Origin of the sequence: Alteromonas sp. RW2A1, assembly GCF_001886475.1 — a bacterium.
Classification (GTDB): domain Bacteria; phylum Pseudomonadota; class Gammaproteobacteria; order Enterobacterales; family Alteromonadaceae; genus Alteromonas; species Alteromonas hispanica.
In genome coordinates this window covers 2,777,672-2,793,685 of record NZ_CP018031.1, presented here as the reverse complement: position 1 = coordinate 2,793,685, position 16,014 = coordinate 2,777,672, and the positions used below count along the sequence as shown (strand labels likewise).

General features: G+C 45.2%; 16 protein-coding genes. 11 read left to right on the top strand and 5 right to left on the bottom strand.

Annotated elements, in window-relative coordinates; genetic code table 11:
* Positions 1-127: 127 nt before the first annotated feature.
* Positions 128-1,495, top strand: coding sequence for a DNA repair protein RadA (gene radA / locus BM528_RS12475; RefSeq protein ID WP_071980092.1), 1,368 nt, complete (start codon positions 128-130; stop codon positions 1,493-1,495).
* An 83-nt stretch (positions 1,496-1,578) separates the two neighbouring features.
* Here the strand turns inward: radA and BM528_RS12470 are convergent, their stop codons facing one another.
* Both BM528_RS12470 and ettA read right to left on the bottom strand, forming a co-directional pair.
* Entirely contained in the window at positions 1,579-1,995 is a 417-nt protein-coding gene (locus tag BM528_RS12470) for a PilZ domain-containing protein (RefSeq protein WP_071980091.1), read from the bottom strand.
* Between the two features lie 191 nt (positions 1,996-2,186).
* Positions 2,187-3,854: an energy-dependent translational throttle protein EttA gene (gene ettA / locus BM528_RS12465; protein ID WP_071980090.1), complete on the bottom strand. Its 1,668-nt coding sequence runs from the start codon at positions 3,852-3,854 to the stop codon at positions 2,187-2,189.
* 296 nt (positions 3,855-4,150) lie between these two features.
* On the opposite strand from ettA, the gene lpxD reads away from it, so the two are divergent.
* The 10 genes from lpxD to BM528_RS12415 all read left to right on the top strand — a co-directional run bounded on the left by lpxD (position 4,151) and on the right by BM528_RS12415 (position 12,735).
* A complete protein-coding gene (gene lpxD, locus BM528_RS12460) occupies positions 4,151-5,179 on the top strand; it encodes a UDP-3-O-(3-hydroxymyristoyl)glucosamine N-acyltransferase (RefSeq protein WP_071980089.1) in 1,029 nt (342 codons plus the stop codon).
* A 162-nt stretch (positions 5,180-5,341) separates the two neighbouring features.
* Positions 5,342-6,598, top strand: a complete 1,257-nt coding sequence (gene glyA, locus BM528_RS12455) for a serine hydroxymethyltransferase (RefSeq protein ID WP_071980088.1) — start codon at positions 5,342-5,344, stop codon at positions 6,596-6,598.
* An 84-nt stretch (positions 6,599-6,682) separates the two neighbouring features.
* Positions 6,683-7,132 carry a transcriptional regulator NrdR gene (gene nrdR / locus BM528_RS12450; RefSeq protein WP_071980087.1) on the top strand — a complete coding sequence of 150 codons (450 nt, stop codon included), beginning with the start codon at positions 6,683-6,685 and terminating at the stop codon, positions 7,130-7,132.
* 14 nt (positions 7,133-7,146) lie between these two features.
* The gene (ribD, locus tag BM528_RS12445) at positions 7,147-8,286 is read left to right on the top strand and encodes a bifunctional diaminohydroxyphosphoribosylaminopyrimidine deaminase/5-amino-6-(5-phosphoribosylamino)uracil reductase RibD (RefSeq protein ID WP_083595279.1); all 1,140 of its coding nucleotides are present in this window, start codon (positions 7,147-7,149) and stop codon (positions 8,284-8,286) included.
* A 20-nt stretch (positions 8,287-8,306) separates the two neighbouring features.
* Entirely contained in the window at positions 8,307-8,969 is a 663-nt protein-coding gene (locus BM528_RS12440) for a riboflavin synthase (RefSeq protein WP_071980086.1), read from the top strand.
* A 19-nt stretch (positions 8,970-8,988) separates the two neighbouring features.
* Positions 8,989-10,089, top strand: coding sequence for a bifunctional 3,4-dihydroxy-2-butanone-4-phosphate synthase/GTP cyclohydrolase II (gene ribBA, locus BM528_RS12435; protein WP_071980085.1), 1,101 nt, complete (start codon positions 8,989-8,991; stop codon positions 10,087-10,089).
* Between the two features lie 210 nt (positions 10,090-10,299).
* Complete coding sequence (ribH, locus tag BM528_RS12430) at positions 10,300-10,773, top strand: 6,7-dimethyl-8-ribityllumazine synthase (protein ID WP_071980084.1); 474 nt, start codon at positions 10,300-10,302, stop codon at positions 10,771-10,773.
* Positions 10,774-10,785: 12 nt separating this feature from the next.
* Entirely contained in the window at positions 10,786-11,208 is a 423-nt protein-coding gene (gene nusB, locus BM528_RS12425) for a transcription antitermination factor NusB (RefSeq protein ID WP_071980083.1), read from the top strand.
* Between the two features lie 46 nt (positions 11,209-11,254).
* Positions 11,255-12,220 (top strand): thiamine-phosphate kinase, encoded by a 966-nt coding sequence (thiL, locus tag BM528_RS12420; protein ID WP_071980082.1) that lies wholly within the window; start codon positions 11,255-11,257, stop codon positions 12,218-12,220.
* A gap of 14 nt (positions 12,221-12,234) precedes the next feature.
* The gene (locus BM528_RS12415; protein ID WP_071980081.1) at positions 12,235-12,735 is read left to right on the top strand and encodes a phosphatidylglycerophosphatase A family protein; all 501 of its coding nucleotides are present in this window, start codon (positions 12,235-12,237) and stop codon (positions 12,733-12,735) included.
* A 151-nt stretch (positions 12,736-12,886) separates the two neighbouring features.
* Here the strand turns inward: BM528_RS12415 and dxs are convergent, their stop codons facing one another.
* From dxs to xseB, 3 genes are read right to left on the bottom strand one after another with little or no spacing between them, the layout of a single operon-like run.
* Positions 12,887-14,764 (bottom strand): 1-deoxy-D-xylulose-5-phosphate synthase, encoded by a 1,878-nt coding sequence (dxs, locus tag BM528_RS12410; protein WP_071980080.1) that lies wholly within the window; start codon positions 14,762-14,764, stop codon positions 12,887-12,889.
* 31 nt (positions 14,765-14,795) lie between these two features.
* Entirely contained in the window at positions 14,796-15,686 is an 891-nt protein-coding gene (locus BM528_RS12405; protein WP_071980079.1) for a farnesyl diphosphate synthase, read from the bottom strand.
* A 30-nt stretch (positions 15,687-15,716) separates the two neighbouring features.
* Positions 15,717-15,959, bottom strand: coding sequence for an exodeoxyribonuclease VII small subunit (gene xseB, locus BM528_RS12400; RefSeq protein WP_071980078.1), 243 nt, complete (start codon positions 15,957-15,959; stop codon positions 15,717-15,719).
* Positions 15,960-16,014: the final 55 nt, after the last annotated feature.

The window sequence follows — 16,014 nt, the reverse complement described above, 5'->3', positions numbered from 1 at the left end:
AGTCCTTAACCTCGCACCCTTGGCCGGCATCCGTCTTTTTCTCGGTTAAGTTCAAGAAAGCCTTGTACTTAAACTAACGCCATTTAATGATAGAATACTCTTTTTAACTTGTGGATAAAACTGGAAAATGGCAAAACGTAAAACTGCCTACGTGTGTTCCGATTGCGGCGCAGAATTTCCTCGGTGGCAGGGACAATGCACAGAGTGCAAAGCGTGGAATACGATAAGCGAATTTGTGGTGGCAAGTGCTAAAACCGCAACTAGACAGGTAAATTCAGGTTACGCTGGGCAAACAGCAGCAAAAGTTGAAAAGCTAAACGCCATCGATCTAGAGGCACTTCCCCGATTCTCATCCAGTTTTAAAGAGTTAGATAGAGTATTAGGTGGCGGTATTGTTCCAGGAGCTGCTATGTTGATCGGCGGGTCTCCTGGAGCCGGAAAAAGTACGCTGCTGCTACAAGTGATGTGTCAGATGGCTAAAACAGAGAAAGCCCTTTATGTTACGGGAGAGGAATCTCTGCAACAGGTTGCAATGAGGGCAAAGCGCCTTGCTTTGCCTGATGACAACTTAATGATGCTGGCAGAAACCAACGTAGAAACTATCTGCGAGCTGGCCTTGGCTGAAAGTCCAAAAATTATGGTCATCGACTCTATTCAGGTTATGCATGTTGCCGATGTTCAGTCTGCGCCGGGCAGCGTGTCTCAAGTGAGAGAAAGTGCGGCCTATTTAACGCGTTTTGCCAAACAAAACCATATTGCTATGTTTATTGTCGGTCACGTTACTAAAGACGGTAATTTGGCGGGGCCGAAAGTGCTAGAGCACTGTATTGATAGCTCAATGATGCTGGAAGGGGAAAGTGACGGTCGTTACCGCACCCTAAGAAGCCACAAAAACCGTTTTGGTGCTGTTAATGAACTCGGTGTTTTTGCAATGACAGAAAAAGGGCTCAAGGAGGTAAAAAATCCTTCGGCAATCTTTTTAAGTCGTGATGAGAATGAAACGCCGGGCTCTAGTGTGATGGTCATTTGGGAGGGGACTCGGCCTCTTCTCGTAGAGATCCAAGCTTTGGTTGATTACTCGCAAATGTCGAACCCAAGACGAATTGCCGTAGGACTCGATCAAAATCGTTTGTCGATGCTGCTCGCTGTTCTACATCGTCATGGTAATGTTCAAATGAACGACCAAGATGTATTTGTGAACGTAGTTGGTGGGGTAAGAGTAACGGAAACCAGTGCAGATTTAGCTCTTTTACTCGCAATGATTTCCAGTTTTAGAAACCGTTCGCTTCCCAACGATCTCATTGTTTTTGGTGAAGTGGGGTTGGCAGGAGAAATAAGACCTGTTCCCAACGGTACAGAGCGGATCATTGAGGCTACAAAGCATGGCTTCAAACGCGCTATAGTGCCAAAAGCAAATATGCCGAAGCAGACTATGCAGGGGATGAAAGTTATACCTGTTGCTCGGCTTAGCGAAGCACTGAACGCTTTGGAGTGATCGTTATGGAGTGATCGTTATCGAGTGATCTCTGTGGAGTAATCGTTAGATACTGAATAGTGTTACTTCACACTCCAATGTTTTTAACCCGCCTTAGATTCGTGCTGATAAACAGCGTTGACTAGGGCGTTTAAATCCCTCTCTTCAATGCCTTCATCTTCGCTATTTAACGCAATTAGCCGCCTGAGTGCACTTACACAGTTAATGTCCATTCGGGCGACTTTACAGCCCAGAGAAACCAGCGACTGTCGGGTATCTGCATGTCGATAAAGCTGTTCTATGTAAAGTGTAATTTCAGGGCTGTCTTCATTAGCTTGAAATGTTGCCACGTAAGGGTCGTGACTATCAAAAGGGAGTATTGATAAGGCGCTTTCGCTAGCAAGCAGCTTTATCCCTTGCAAAGATACATCATGAACAATGACGTGTATTTCTTTACCTTCGTGGGCGAGTGTTCCTGGAACGTCTAATTCAACCCTCTGGAACTGGCGCTTATCTGTCATACATAAAATCTTAAAAAATACCCTGATACTCTCAGTATTGGTGAATAATGACAGGTTCGCAATGTCACGTGAGAAAAAATGTTTTTGTATTCATGTGCATCGGAGTTTACGTAGTTTCGAAATGGTGTATAGAAAAAGTGGAAGGGGAAAAAAGAGGCCTCCAGTTAAGAAGGCCTCTTTGAAAGCTATTCTTATTTCGCCATACGTTTGTATTTAAGACGGTGAGGCTCTACGACGTCTTTACCAAACTCTTGTTTGAGCCAGGTTTCATAATCGGCATAGTTCCCTTCAAAGAAGTTAATATTCCCCTCATCACGATAGTCCATAATGTGAGTTGCAACCCTATCTAAGAACCATCTATCGTGCGAGATAACCATGGCACAACCCGGAAACTCAAGCAGAGCATTTTCTAATGCTCGGAGTGTTTCCACATCGAGGTCGTTGGTGGGCTCATCGAGTAAAAGCACGTTGCCGCCGGCTTTTAAAAGCTTAGCTAAATGCACACGGTTTCGCTCTCCACCCGATAAGTCTTTGATAAACTTCTGCTGGTCATTGCCTTTGAAGTTAAAGCGGCTGCAATAGGCGCGACTGTTTATCTCGAAGTTGCCAATTCGAATAATATCTTGATCGTCTGAAATTTCCTTCCACACAGTATTTTTTCCATTCATGTGGTCTCGGAACTGTTCGACAGCGGCAATGTTTACGGTGTCACCTAAATCAATCGTTCCCGAGTCAGGTTGTTCTGCCCCCGTTAACATTCTAAATAAGGTAGATTTACCAGCCCCGTTTGGCCCCACAATACCCACAATGGCACCTTTAGGTACGCTAAACGAAAGGTCATCAATGAGAACACGGTCGCCATATGATTTTTTCAAGTTCGACACTTCAATGACTTTATCGCCCAGTCGCTCTCCAGGTGGAATAAAGAGCTCGTTGGTTTCATTTCGCTTTTGGTAATCACTTGTAGACAGTTCCTCAAAGCGAGCCATACGAGCCTTACTTTTTGCATGGCGGCCTTTAGGGTTAGAGCGAACCCACTCTAATTCTTGTTTAATACTCTTTTTGCGGGCCGATTCAACGCGCTCCTCTTGCTCAAGACGACTTTCTTTTTGCTCAAGCCAAGATGAGTAGTTACCTTCCCATGGAATACCTTCACCGCGGTCAAGCTCCAGAATCCATCCAGCAACATTATCCAGGAAATACCTATCATGGGTAATCGCTACAACGGTACCTTCGTAATCGTGTAAGAAGCGCTCAAGCCAGGCTACCGATTCAGCATCCAAGTGGTTCGTCGGTTCATCAAGTAATAGCATTTCAGGTTTTTCCAGCAACAAACGGCATAGTGCAACCCGTCTTCTCTCACCACCCGAAAGTTTGCTTACATCGGCATCCCACGCAGGAAGTCTTAGCGCATCAGCGGCTCGCTCAAGTACATTATCAAGGTTATGGCCGTCTTTTGTCTGAATGATTGCTTCTAATTCACCTTGTTCTTTTGCTAAGGCGTCAAAGTCAGCATCTGGGTCTGCATAAGCTGCATAAACTTCGTCTAGACGGGTGAGAGCATGTTTTACATCGGCTACGGCTTCTTCGATGTTGCCACGCACATCTTTAGTCTCGTCTAACTTTGGTTCCTGAGAGAGGTAACCAATTTTCAAACCCGGCTGTGGACGGGCTTCGCCCTCGATCTCGGTATCAATGCCTGCCATTATGCGCAGCAATGTCGATTTACCTGCGCCATTCAAGCCTAGAACTCCGATCTTTGCTCCTGGAAAAAAACTAAGAGAGATATTTTTTAAAATTTGTCGATTCGGTGGCACAATTTTGCCAACGCGGTGCATACTATAAACGTACTGAGCCATGCTCTAACCTCGCTAAAAACGCGGTGAAAAATAAAATGATATTGTAATCGCAACACTATAGCTCGCGCCAGTGCGTAAAGCCATTGTATGCGGCAGTTGCGTTTTTTTTGTTCGCTTAATGCATCAAAATCCAATATTGCATCAAAGCATGAAAAGAAATCAGTTAAACTTAGTGAAAAAACGTACCTCTGAACTAGCAAAACGGTTTTTGTTATTTCGAAAGTCGATACGAGTTGAACGAGTTACGGCAGCATAAAGTATACAAACGGTCAGAAATTAAATAGGTAATGAAGCGTATGACAACCATTGATAAAGGTCATTATAGTTTAGAAGAACTTGCCAACCACGTAGGTGGGGTTGTTCAGGGAGATAGCGGCATTACTATATCTTCGGTTGCCACACTGTCTGGTGCGCAAAGTCACCAAATCTCTTTCTTGACTAATCCAAAGTACAAGTCACAGTTGAAAAGCACAAATGCTGGAGCGGTGATTGTTCACGAAAATGTAAAAGAGAGCGTAACCGGGGCGGCGCTTATCGTAGACAATCCACACGTTGCATTTGCTCGCATTGCCCAGTTATTCGACACGACACCCGTGGTAGCAACCGGTATTGCAGATACTGCAAAAGTAGCGTCTTCGGCGCGGGTAGGTAGCAATGTAGTGTTAGGCCACAACGTTATTATTGAGGATAACGTTGTGCTTGGTGATGGCGTGAGCATAGGTGCCAATACCGTCGTTGGAAAAGGCGCTCATATTGGAGAGGGAAGTACACTCTATCCAAACGTTACTGTGTATCACGGTGTTGTAATAGGAAAGCGGGTAACTATTCACAGCCAAACCGTTATCGGTTCGTCGGGTTTTGGTTATGCAAACGATAAGGGCGTTTGGTTGCCTATTCCCCAACTCGGTGGTGTGCGCATTGGTGATGACAGTCAGATTGGCGCCAATACTAGTATCGATCGAGGCGCGCTAGACGATACGGTTATAGGTGTTAACGTTATCATAGATAACCAAGTTCAAATTGGTCACAATTGCGTTATTGGTGACCATTCCTGTATTTGCGGTGCTACTGGTATTGCGGGAAGCTGCAACATCGGCCGGCATGTGATCATTGCTGGTGGGGTAGGAATCAATGGCCATATCAGCATTTGCGACAATGTGCAGGTAACAGGTTACACCATGGTGGTACAAGACATTACGCAACCCGGTGTCTATTCATCAGGACAACCAGCACAAACAAACAGAGAATGGCGTAAAAATGCGGTGCGCTTACAAAAGATTGGTAGCCTTTTTGATCGTGTAAAAGCGCTAGAAAAACAGGTCTGATGTGCCTGTAGCCTGCGATTTACGTTAAACCTACGCCATTTAAATTAATTTAGCCATAAAGCGGTATACAAGCATCCGAAAATGACTAGAATATGGCTGCAAAATTATGCAGTCCATATCCGACGCATCATGCCAAAAAATAATCGCAGTTAAGGAGCCCCCATGTTTTCTCGCGAAATGAACATAGCTGACTTTGATCCAGAATTAGCCAAAGCAATGGCAAATGAAGTTGAGCGTCAAGAACATCACATCGAGCTTATTGCCTCTGAGAACTATTGTAGCCCACGTGTGATGGAAGCTCAGGGCTCTCAGCTTACTAACAAGTATGCCGAAGGTTACCCGGGTAAGCGTTACTACGGCGGTTGTGAGCATGTTGACGTAGTTGAGCAACTAGCCATTGATAGAGCTAAACAGCTGTTTGGTGCTGAATACGCGAACGTACAGCCCCATGCAGGTTCTCAGGCAAACACTGCCGTATTTATGGCGTTACTAGATGCTGGTGATACTGTATTAGGTATGAGCCTTTCTGAGGGCGGACACCTTACCCACGGTTCTCACGTTAATTTCTCGGGCAAGACGTACAACGCTGTTCAGTACGGACTAAACAATGAAACGGGCGAAATTGATTACGCGCAAGTAGAAGCTTTGGCGAAAGAGCACAAGCCTAAAATGATCATAGGTGGTTTTTCTGCATACTCAGGCGTTGTTGACTGGGCTAAGTTCAGAGAGATCGCTGATAGCGTAGGCGCATACTTACTTGTCGATATGGCTCACGTTGCAGGCTTGGTTGCCGCGGGTGTATATCCTAACCCATTACCGCATGCACACGTTGTGACCACAACGACACACAAAACCCTTGCGGGTCCTCGTAGCGGTCTTATTCTTTCATCGTGCGGCGACGAAACGCTTTATAAAAAGTTTAATAGCTCGGTATTTCCTGGCAACCAAGGTGGCCCACTTTGCCACGTTATTGCTGCTAAAGCCGTGGCATTTAAAGAAGCACTTGAACCTGAGTTTAAAGTTTACCAGCAGCAGGTTGTTGCAAATGCGAAAGCGATGGTTAAAGTAATGCAAGACCGCGGGTACAAAATTGTTTCTGGCGGTACTGACAACCACCTATTCTTACTAGACCTTATTGATAAAGATATCACTGGTAAAGATGCTGACGCGGCCCTTGGTGCAGCAAATATAACGGTTAATAAAAACTCAGTGCCAAACGACCCTCGCTCTCCGTTTGTAACAAGCGGACTTCGCATTGGTAGCCCAGCTATTACTCGCAGAGGTTTTAAAGAAGAGCAGGCAGAGCAAGTAGCAACGTGGATTTGCGATGTTCTTGATAACATGGGCGATGAGTCTGTTATCAAACGCGTTCAAAGTGAAGTGGTTGCGTTGTGCTCAAAATATCCTGTTTACGCTTAAGTAAATAAGATTGTCTTTTATTGCGTACTTTGGTACTAATGCAGAGATGTTTTAGGCTAAGTACGCAATAATAAAGGATATTCTATGTTTTGCCCTTTTTGCTCAGCGCAAGAGACAAAAGTCATCGATTCTCGGCTAGTTGCAGAAGGGCATCAAGTACGCAGAAGACGCGAATGCGCCCAGTGCCATGAGCGTTTTACTACCTTCGAAAGTGCCGAACTAGTTATGCCCCGCGTGATAAAACGCGATGGTTCGCGGGAGCCTTTTAATGAGGATAAACTGCGGGCTGGTTTACAACGAGCGCTCGAAAAACGCCCCGTCAGTACTGAAAAAGTAGAGCAGTGCATCTTATCCCTCAAATCAGAACTCAGAGCAACTGGTGAACGAGAAGTTGAAAGTGAGCTTCTTGGTACACTCATCATGAAAGCGTTAAAAGAGCTAGATAAAGTAGCTTATGTGCGGTTTGCGTCGGTCTATCGCTCGTTTGAAGACATACGAGAATTCGGTGAAGAAATCGCGAGACTCGGAGACTGACTACAGGACAGCACGTGCAGCATAAAAGCATAAAATCTGATTATTATTGGATGGCGAAAGCCATTCAACTTGCCAAAAAAGGGCTTTACACCACGTCGCCCAATCCCAGAGTAGGCTGTGTTATTGTTAATGGAAACAATCAATGTATTGGCGAAGGTTTTCATATACAGGCCGGAACACCTCACGCTGAAGTACACGCGTTAAAGCAAGCCAGTAAAGCTGGTCGAAACACGCTTAACAATGCTACAGCTTATGTCACACTTGAACCTTGCAGCCACTATGGTCGTACTCCCCCTTGTGCTGAAGCACTTATAAGGGCCAATATTGGCAAGGTAGTCATTGCAATGACAGATCCTAACCCAAATGTGAGCGGCAATGGGATACGAAAATTGCAGGAAGCAGGAATTGAAGTAGTAAGCGGTGTTATGGCTGCAGAGGCTGCGGCAATTAACCCTGGCTTTATTAAACGCATGCTTACTGGAAAACCCTTCGTCAGAGTTAAGCTCGGCATAAGTTTAGACGGAAAAATAGCGTTAGAAAATGGTGTAAGCCAATGGATAACAGGCCCTGAGGCCCGAAGAGATGTGCAGCGCTATCGCGCCAGTAGTTGTTGCGTGCTTACTGGCTCTGGCACGGTGATAGCTGACGATCCTAGCTTATTGGTACGGGCAAACGAAGCGCAGTTTAGCCGCTATCCACTTGAAAGAATTCGTCAACCTACTCGCGTGGTAGTGGATAGTAAAGAGGTAGTTAACTCAGATTGTCAGTGTTTGACGGACGGAAATACAACGCTCATAGCCACCATTAACCCTCACCCTGACACGGCTGCTCGCCACTATTTAACTATCACACCAAAGCAGGGAAGAGTTGATTTAGACGCTCTTATGCAATCACTTGGTGACAAGCAATATAACGAGGTTTGGGTAGAAGCAGGTCCTGGTTTGGCAGGCGCACTATTAGACGCTGGATTAGTTGATGAATTTATTTGTTATCAAGCGCCTATGTTATTGGGAAATAAAGGCATGAGTATGGTGAATCTGCCATCCTATACTTCTATTGAGCAATCTATTTCACTCACGCTTATTGAAAATCGTCAGGTTGGTAACGACATTAAGCTTGTATATCGACCGGACACAGATAGCTCGCGAGATTAAACGCGGCAAAGAGGAAAGCTATGTTTACTGGTATTATTCAAGCTCTGGGTACAATTCAAAAGTTAGATAACCGAGGCAAAGATATTCGGCTAACTGTATCTTCTCAGCATTTAGATATGACTGATGTAGCCCTTGGCGACAGCATTGCAACTAATGGCGTCTGCTTGACGGTAACCGATGCGGGTGATGATTATTATTGCGCTGACGTTTCTACTGAGACTATCAAGTTGACTGGCTTTAAGAATTACAGCGTTGGGTCTACTGTTAACTTAGAAAAAGCGATGCGGCCTACAGACCGTTTCGGCGGTCATATTGTATCTGGCCACGTAGATGGTGTTGGAGAAGTCAGCCAAATTATTAAACACACTGACTATGTTGAAATTTGGGTAAAGGCTCCAGAGGCCATTGCAAAGTATATCGCACATAAAGGAAGCATAACCGTAGACGGCGTGAGTTTAACTGTTAATGAAGTTAATGGTGCCGAATTTATGTTATGGATTATTCCACACACGTTAAAAGAGACAGTACTAGGTACTTATAAGGTAGGTACTGCTGTGAATTTGGAAGTTGACGTCATTGCTCGGTATTTGGAGCGCCTAATGTTAGGTGACAAGGCGGCTGAGCCAGCCGCGAAAGGCATTGATATGGCCTTTCTAGCAGAGAATGGATTTTTAAAAAAATAACCCTACAAGAAGAAAGAATATGGCATTTAATACATCAGAAGAAATAATTGAAGATATCCGTCAAGGCAAGATGGTTATCTTGATGGATGATGAAGATCGTGAAAACGAGGGCGATCTTATAATGGCGGCAGAACACGTTACGCCAGAAGCCATTAACTTTATGGTAACCCATGCTAGAGGTTTAGTGTGCCTTCCAATGACACAAGAACGTTGCCGTAGGCTCAATCTGCCCTTGATGGTTGATAAAAACGAAGCTCAGTTCTCCACCAACTTTACCGTTTCTATTGAAGCGGCTACCGGGGTTACAACGGGTATATCCGCTGCCGACCGCGCCACAACAATAAAGGCCGCTGTAGCCAAAGACGCTAAAGCCACCGATATTGTGCAGCCCGGCCACATTTTTCCTCTTATTGCAAAAGAGGGAGGTGTATTAAATCGAGCGGGTCATACTGAAGCCGGCGTAGACTTACCGCGTTTAGCAGGTCTTGAACCCGCTGGTGTGATTGTTGAAATTTTAAATGAAGACGGCACTATGGCTCGCAGGCCAGAGCTTGAAACGTTTGCCAAAAAGCATGATTTGAAGATTGGAACAATAGCCGACCTTATTGAATATAGAAATCTCAATGAGACAACGATAGAGAAAGTTGCTCAGTGTAGTATGCCTACAGAGTACGGTGACTTCGAACTGCACACATTCAAAGACAGCATCGATAATCAGCTACACTTTGCGTTGAAAAAGGGTGAGGTTTCAGAAAATACGCCTACGCTTGTTCGCGTTCACTTGCACAATACATTTAGTGATCTGCTCGGGTCTACCCGTGGTATTAACCGCTCGATGACATTGTCTCAGGGTATGCAAAAGATAGCCGATGAGGGTGGAGTTCTTGTGTTACTTGGCAAAGACGAACAAATTGAAAATCAAGTGCGTCGCTTTGCTGCAGAAGATAGGGGAGAGCGCCCCGCTGGTGCAGACTGGCAAGGTTCTTCTCGCACAATAGGTGTGGGCAGTCAAATTTTGGCATCGATGGGTGTTCACAAAATGCGGCTGTTAAGTAAACCCATAAAGTATCATGCACTATCAGGTTACGGCTTAGAGGTTGTGGAATACGTTCACGATTAGCCCTGAAGCGCATTGAATAGTCCTTATTTCTAAAAGGCATCGCCGTCATAATTACTTCGGCGGCGAACAAATTTGCTTTTAATTAATATCAACCTTCTTTTCAACGATTGCGCGGTCTGCACAATAAAATTGTTGGGTAAAGAAACAATCGATTTAGTTTAGGCGCAGTTATGGTATACTTCGCGCCGCTTTTTCTCGAGGAATGAAAACATGCAAGTTATTGAAGGTAACATCCGTGCGACGGGTAAAAAATTCGCCATTGTTGTATCACGCTTTAACAGTTTTGTTGTTGAAAGCTTATTAGAAGGTGCACTTGATACCCTAGAGCGTCACGGCGAAGTGAACAGTGATGACATTACGGTTGTAAGAGTACCGGGTGCTTACGAACTACCTATTGTTGCTAAGAAACTTGCCGAGAAAAAATCATTTGACGGCATCATTGCACTAGGCGCGGTTATCCGCGGCGGAACACCACACTTCGACTTTGTAGCTGGTGAATGTAATAAGGGGTTAGCGCAAGTATCATTAGAATACTGCGTGCCTTTGTCATTTGGTGTCATCACAACAGATTCAATAGAACAAGCTATCGAGCGTTCAGGCACTAAAGCGGGCAACAAAGGTGCAGAAGCTGCACTAGGCGCGCTTGAAATGGTTAACGTTATCGATGCCGTTGAAAAGCTTTAAGGTAATTATTTAGTGAAAGTTTCAGCTCGTCGTAAAGCCCGTGAGTTAGCCTTGCAAGGCATTTATTCATGGCAAATGAGTCATAACGATATTCAGCAAGTTGAACTGGCGTTAGCAACCAGTAACGACATGCAGAAGGTCGATATGGCATATTTCCAAGCGCTACTGCGCGGAGTAGCCCATAACGCAAGTAAGTTGGATGCGACGATAAAGCCTTATCTTGGCCGATTACCAGAAGAGTTGGATGCCATTGAAAAAGCGATTCTTCGCATTGCAACACTGGAGCTCACTGAACGCATCGATGTGCCATACCGCGTGATTATTAATGAAGCCATTGAGCTTGCTAAATCATTTGGTGCTGAAGATAGTCATAAATTCATAAATGGTGCACTCGACAAAGCAGTGAAAACACTGCGAAAAGACGAGCGCGATTAACCTATTTCAGTGACACTGGACGTTACTTAAGGTTTTAATAAATACCGTGAAAGAATTCGACCTTATCGGCCGCTACTTTTCTGCTGGCGGCCACAAAAGACGAGACGTAGTTATTGGTATTGGTGATGATTGTGCCGTGACAATGGTACCTGAAAATCAGCAGTTGGCAGTAACTACCGATACGCTTGTAGCAGATGTACATTTTTTAAGAGACGCGCCCGCAAAGTCAGTAGCTTACAAAGCCGTAGCAGCTAATCTTAGCGACCTCGCTGCGATGGGGGCTGAGCCTGCATGGATAAGCCTATCGCTGTCACTTCCTGAAGTAGAAGAAACATGGTTAAGTGATTTCGTTTCAGGTCTGTACGAGCTTACACAATACTACTCGGTTCAGCTCATTGGTGGTGATACTGTAAAAGGCCCCATGGCGATGACTATTACCGCACAAGGTTTTATTCCTCCGGGCTCTGAACTTACCCGCAGCGGTGCTAAACCGGGAGACTGGGTTTACGTCAGCGGAACTTTGGGAGATGCAGGTGCAGGCTTGGATATTCTTCAAGGTAAGCTTGATGTGTCCGGAGAGGCCAGAGATGTTCTCATCAATCGACATTATTTTCCGACTCCGAGAGTTGCTGTAGGTACCGCTATGCGCCGTATTGCATCTTCTTGTATCGATGTATCGGACGGTGTTATTTCGGACCTGAAGCATATTCTTAGCGCTTCTGGCTGTGGTGCTAACATTCATGTCGATCGCCTTCCGTTATCTCGCGCATTAACGAGCGCGGTAACACAAGAAGAAGCGATAGAATACGCGCTCTCTGCAGGCGATGATTATGAGTTGCTTTTCACTGTGTCTGAAGAGCAGCGGGGCAGTCTTGAAACTTCTATCGCCAGCTCTAACGTAAAAGTCACCTGTATTGGGCAACTAACCGGTCATTCAGACAAGTTAATGTTGTATAAAAATGATGAAAAATACGAGCCGAAGCAATCTAGCGGCTACGAACATACGTTTTAGAATGAGCGCTTTTTATGCAGGCTGAGTTTCGTGCAAGAGTGAGTATGAAAAACCCGGTGCACTTTTTGGCTTTAGGGTTTGGCAGCGGTCTTGTTCCGGTTATGCCGGGTACATTTGGTTCGTTAGCCGCGATACCTTTACTTTTACTATGCGCTCAAGTATCCACTCTCTCTTTCATTGCGGTAACGCTAATGGCGTCGGTGATTGGCATTTATCTATGTGGTAAAACTGCTGATGATATGCAAGTGCACGACCATGGCTCTATCGTGTGGGACGAGATAGCAGGCATGTTTGTAACCTTCTTATTTTTGCCAGTCACGGCATCTACCCTTGTCATTGGTTTTTTGTTATTTCGAGTCTTCGACATACTAAAACCGTGGCCTATAGGCATTATTGATAAAAGATTACACGGCGGAACAGGGATTATGTTGGACGATCTGCTTGCCGGCGCTATGGCTTGCGGATGTTTGCACATAGCGATTAATCTTTGGCCTGCGGTGCTTACCCTTTTTTAGAAACGATAATTTAATTTTCAGTATTCTACTTACAGTAAAAAGCCCTCGCTGAAGAGTAACTTCTTCGGCGAGGGCTTTTTTCATGCTTTAAATATTATGCTTTTAATAGCATGCTTTAAAAAATTTGCCAATTTATCAAAACTCAAAAGAGTTAAAATAGTAGTTGCTCAGCGGTTCGTATTATTCCTTCTGCGTCAAGCCCATGCTCTTTATACATTTCTTGCTGTGTACCTTGTAATATGAAGCTATCAGGTAGCCCCAGTATCTTTACGGTTTTCATTATACCTCGTTGTTGAAGGTACTCTAAAACAGCACTACCGGCGCCACCCATAACGCAACCATCTTCAAGCGTTAGCAATACATCGTGATTACTGGCTGCTTGTGCAATGGCGTCGCCATCTATGGGCTTGACAAAACGCATGTCTATCACCGAGGCGTTGAGCTTTTCTGCGGCCTCAAGAGCATGTGGTAGTAGGCAGCCAAAGTTAAGGATCGCAACGCGCTTGGAAGCTTCTGCGGTGCTTTCTTTCAGTACTCGAGCCTTGCCTATTTCCAGCGCTTTCATGGTCTGATCTGGTGTTACGCCCATTCCTGCACCACGGGGGTATCTCACCGCAGCAGGTTGCTGTGCTATATGGCCAGTGTAAAGCATTTGCCTGCACTCATTTTCATCCGAAGGGGCCATAACAATTAAGTTGGGAATACAGCGTAAAAATGCAATGTCGAAAGCACCTTGGTGTGTTGGTCCGTCTGCGCCAACAATGCCAGCCCTATCGATAGCAAAAAGAACCGGTAAGTTTTGAATCGCTACATCGTGTATAAGCTGATCGTAAGCCCGTTGTAAAAATGTAGAGTAAATCGCAACGACAGCGTTGAGACCTTCTTTTGCTAAACCAGCTCCGAAGGTGACCGCATGTTGCTCTGCTATAGCCACATCAAAGTACTGTTCTGGATATTGCTGTGAAAACGCCACCATACCGGAGCCTTCGCGCATGGCCGGAGTTACAGCCATTAACTTTGAGTCTTTAGCGGCCATGTCGCACAACCACTGCCCGAAAATAGCAGAATAGGTAGGAGCTGTGGCTTTAGATTTTGGAAGCGCATTGTCAGCAGGGTTAAACTTGGGAACAGCGTGAAACTTGATAGGATCTTCTTCTGCAACCGCGTAGCCTTTACCTTTTTTGGTCACCACATGCAGTAGTTGAGGGCCTTCAAACTTACGCATGTTGCGAAGAGTGTCAACAACCGCATTCACGTCGTGTCCGTCAATAGGACCTATGTAGTTAAACCCTAGTTCTTCGAAAATGGTGCCTGGCACCACCATGCCTTTCAAGTGTTCCTCGGCACGGCTAGCAAACTCTTTTATTGGCGGCACGTTACTTAGAAGCTTCTTACCACCGTCCCGGATTGAATTAAAAAGATTTCCCGTAAGCAGGCGTGCTAAATGGCTGTTTAGTGCACCAACATTTTCCGAAATAGACATTTCGTTGTCGTTGAGAATAACGACCATGTCTTTCTTGATATCACCCGCGTGATTCATGGCTTCAAAGGCCATGCCCGCAGTCATTGCACCATCGCCGATGACTGATACAATTTTTCTGCCTTTAGCTTCTTTTTCAGCGGCAACAGCCATGCCTAACGCGGCACTTATTGACGTGGATGAATGGCCCACTGCAAAGGTGTCATAATCACTTTCAAGCGGCCATGGAAACGGGTGCAGGCCGTCTTTTTGTCTTATTGTAGACATTTTCTCCGCGCGACCGGTTAGGATTTTATGCGGATATGCCTGATGTCCCACATCCCAAAGAAGACGGTCGAAAGGAGTATTGTATATGTAGTGAAGTGCAACTGTTAATTCCACAGTGCCTAGGCCAGAAGCAAAATGCCCGCTACTTTGGCTCACACAAGTCAGCAGGTATTCGCGAAGTTCATCAGCGAGATCGCGGAGCTTATCTTGTGGTAACTTCCTTAGTTTGTCCGGCGTTTGCGCAAGGGCAAGCGTTGGATAATGTTGGAGATCTAAACTCATTTTTTTATTATCTTTTCAACATGGCGCGTGGCTAATGGTCACGTTTTACCAAAAGCTCGCTAAACGCGATTAAACTATCTGTATTGTAAGGTAAACGGGCTAATGCTTGTAGTGCATTCTCGTGAAGTGTTGCTAACTCATCTTTAGCTCCACTTAACCCCAGTTTTGCAGGAAAAGTGTTTTTGCCGAGTGCTTCATCGGAACCTGCAGGCTTACCTAAACTTTCATTACTACCTTCTACGTCTAAAATATCGTCTTGGACTTGAAATGCGAGCCCGATATTATTGGCAAAGAGCATGAGATCTGTCTCCGCCTCTTTGTCCAATGTGCTGCACACAGTAGCAATCATTTCTACGCAAGCGCGAAGCAGCGCACCTGTTTTGAGCGTATGAAGGGTTTTTAATGCCTCTATGTCTATGGTTTTCCCTGTACTTGCCAAGTCTATTGCCTGGCCTCCACACATACCAAGGTATCCTGCACTTTTCGCCAAAATACTGAGAAGCTTTGCTCTATGGGCGTCGCCGTATTCGCTCATTGGCGAATCGGCTAATATACTAAAACCAAGTGTTTGAAGCGCATCACCTGCTAAAATTGCAGTTGCCTCATCAAAAGCAATGTGGCAAGTGGGCATACCTCGACGTAAATCGTCATCATCCATAGCAGGAAGGTCGTCATGCACAAGCGAGTAGGCATGAACACACTCAATAGCCATACTGATGGCTATTTGATCTTTTTTGGGCACATCTAGCGTGTTGCCTACCACATGAACGAGTAGGGGACGCATTCGCTTTCCACCAGCTAGTAGAGCGTGCCGCATGGCCGCTTTGAGTGACGGAGCGTAATCGGGTAACTCTTCAATTAGTTGTAGCAAGGACGCATCAGTTTGCTGCTTTACTTGCTGATGCAGAGCAGAGAAATTCATTAGGATACCTGTGGCTAACAAGTGAGCAGATTAGGGTTGTTCACTTTCTGGCAGCGATTTTAATACGTCTTCGCCTTGTTCATTTAGAAGAATTTGAACTTTTTGTTCTGCATTTTCGAGAGATTTTTGACCTTGACGAGAGAGCGCTATACCGCGTTCAAACTTTTCCAGCGCTTTGTTAAGCGGAAGGTCGCCATTTTCCATTTCATCGACAATAGATTCCAATTCGGCAAGCGTTTCTTCAAACGATGCAGTGTCCTTTTTTGTTGTCATAAGAGAGCTCAGCTGTAGGCGTCAATAACATAACGCGAACCTTAACGGACGGTTG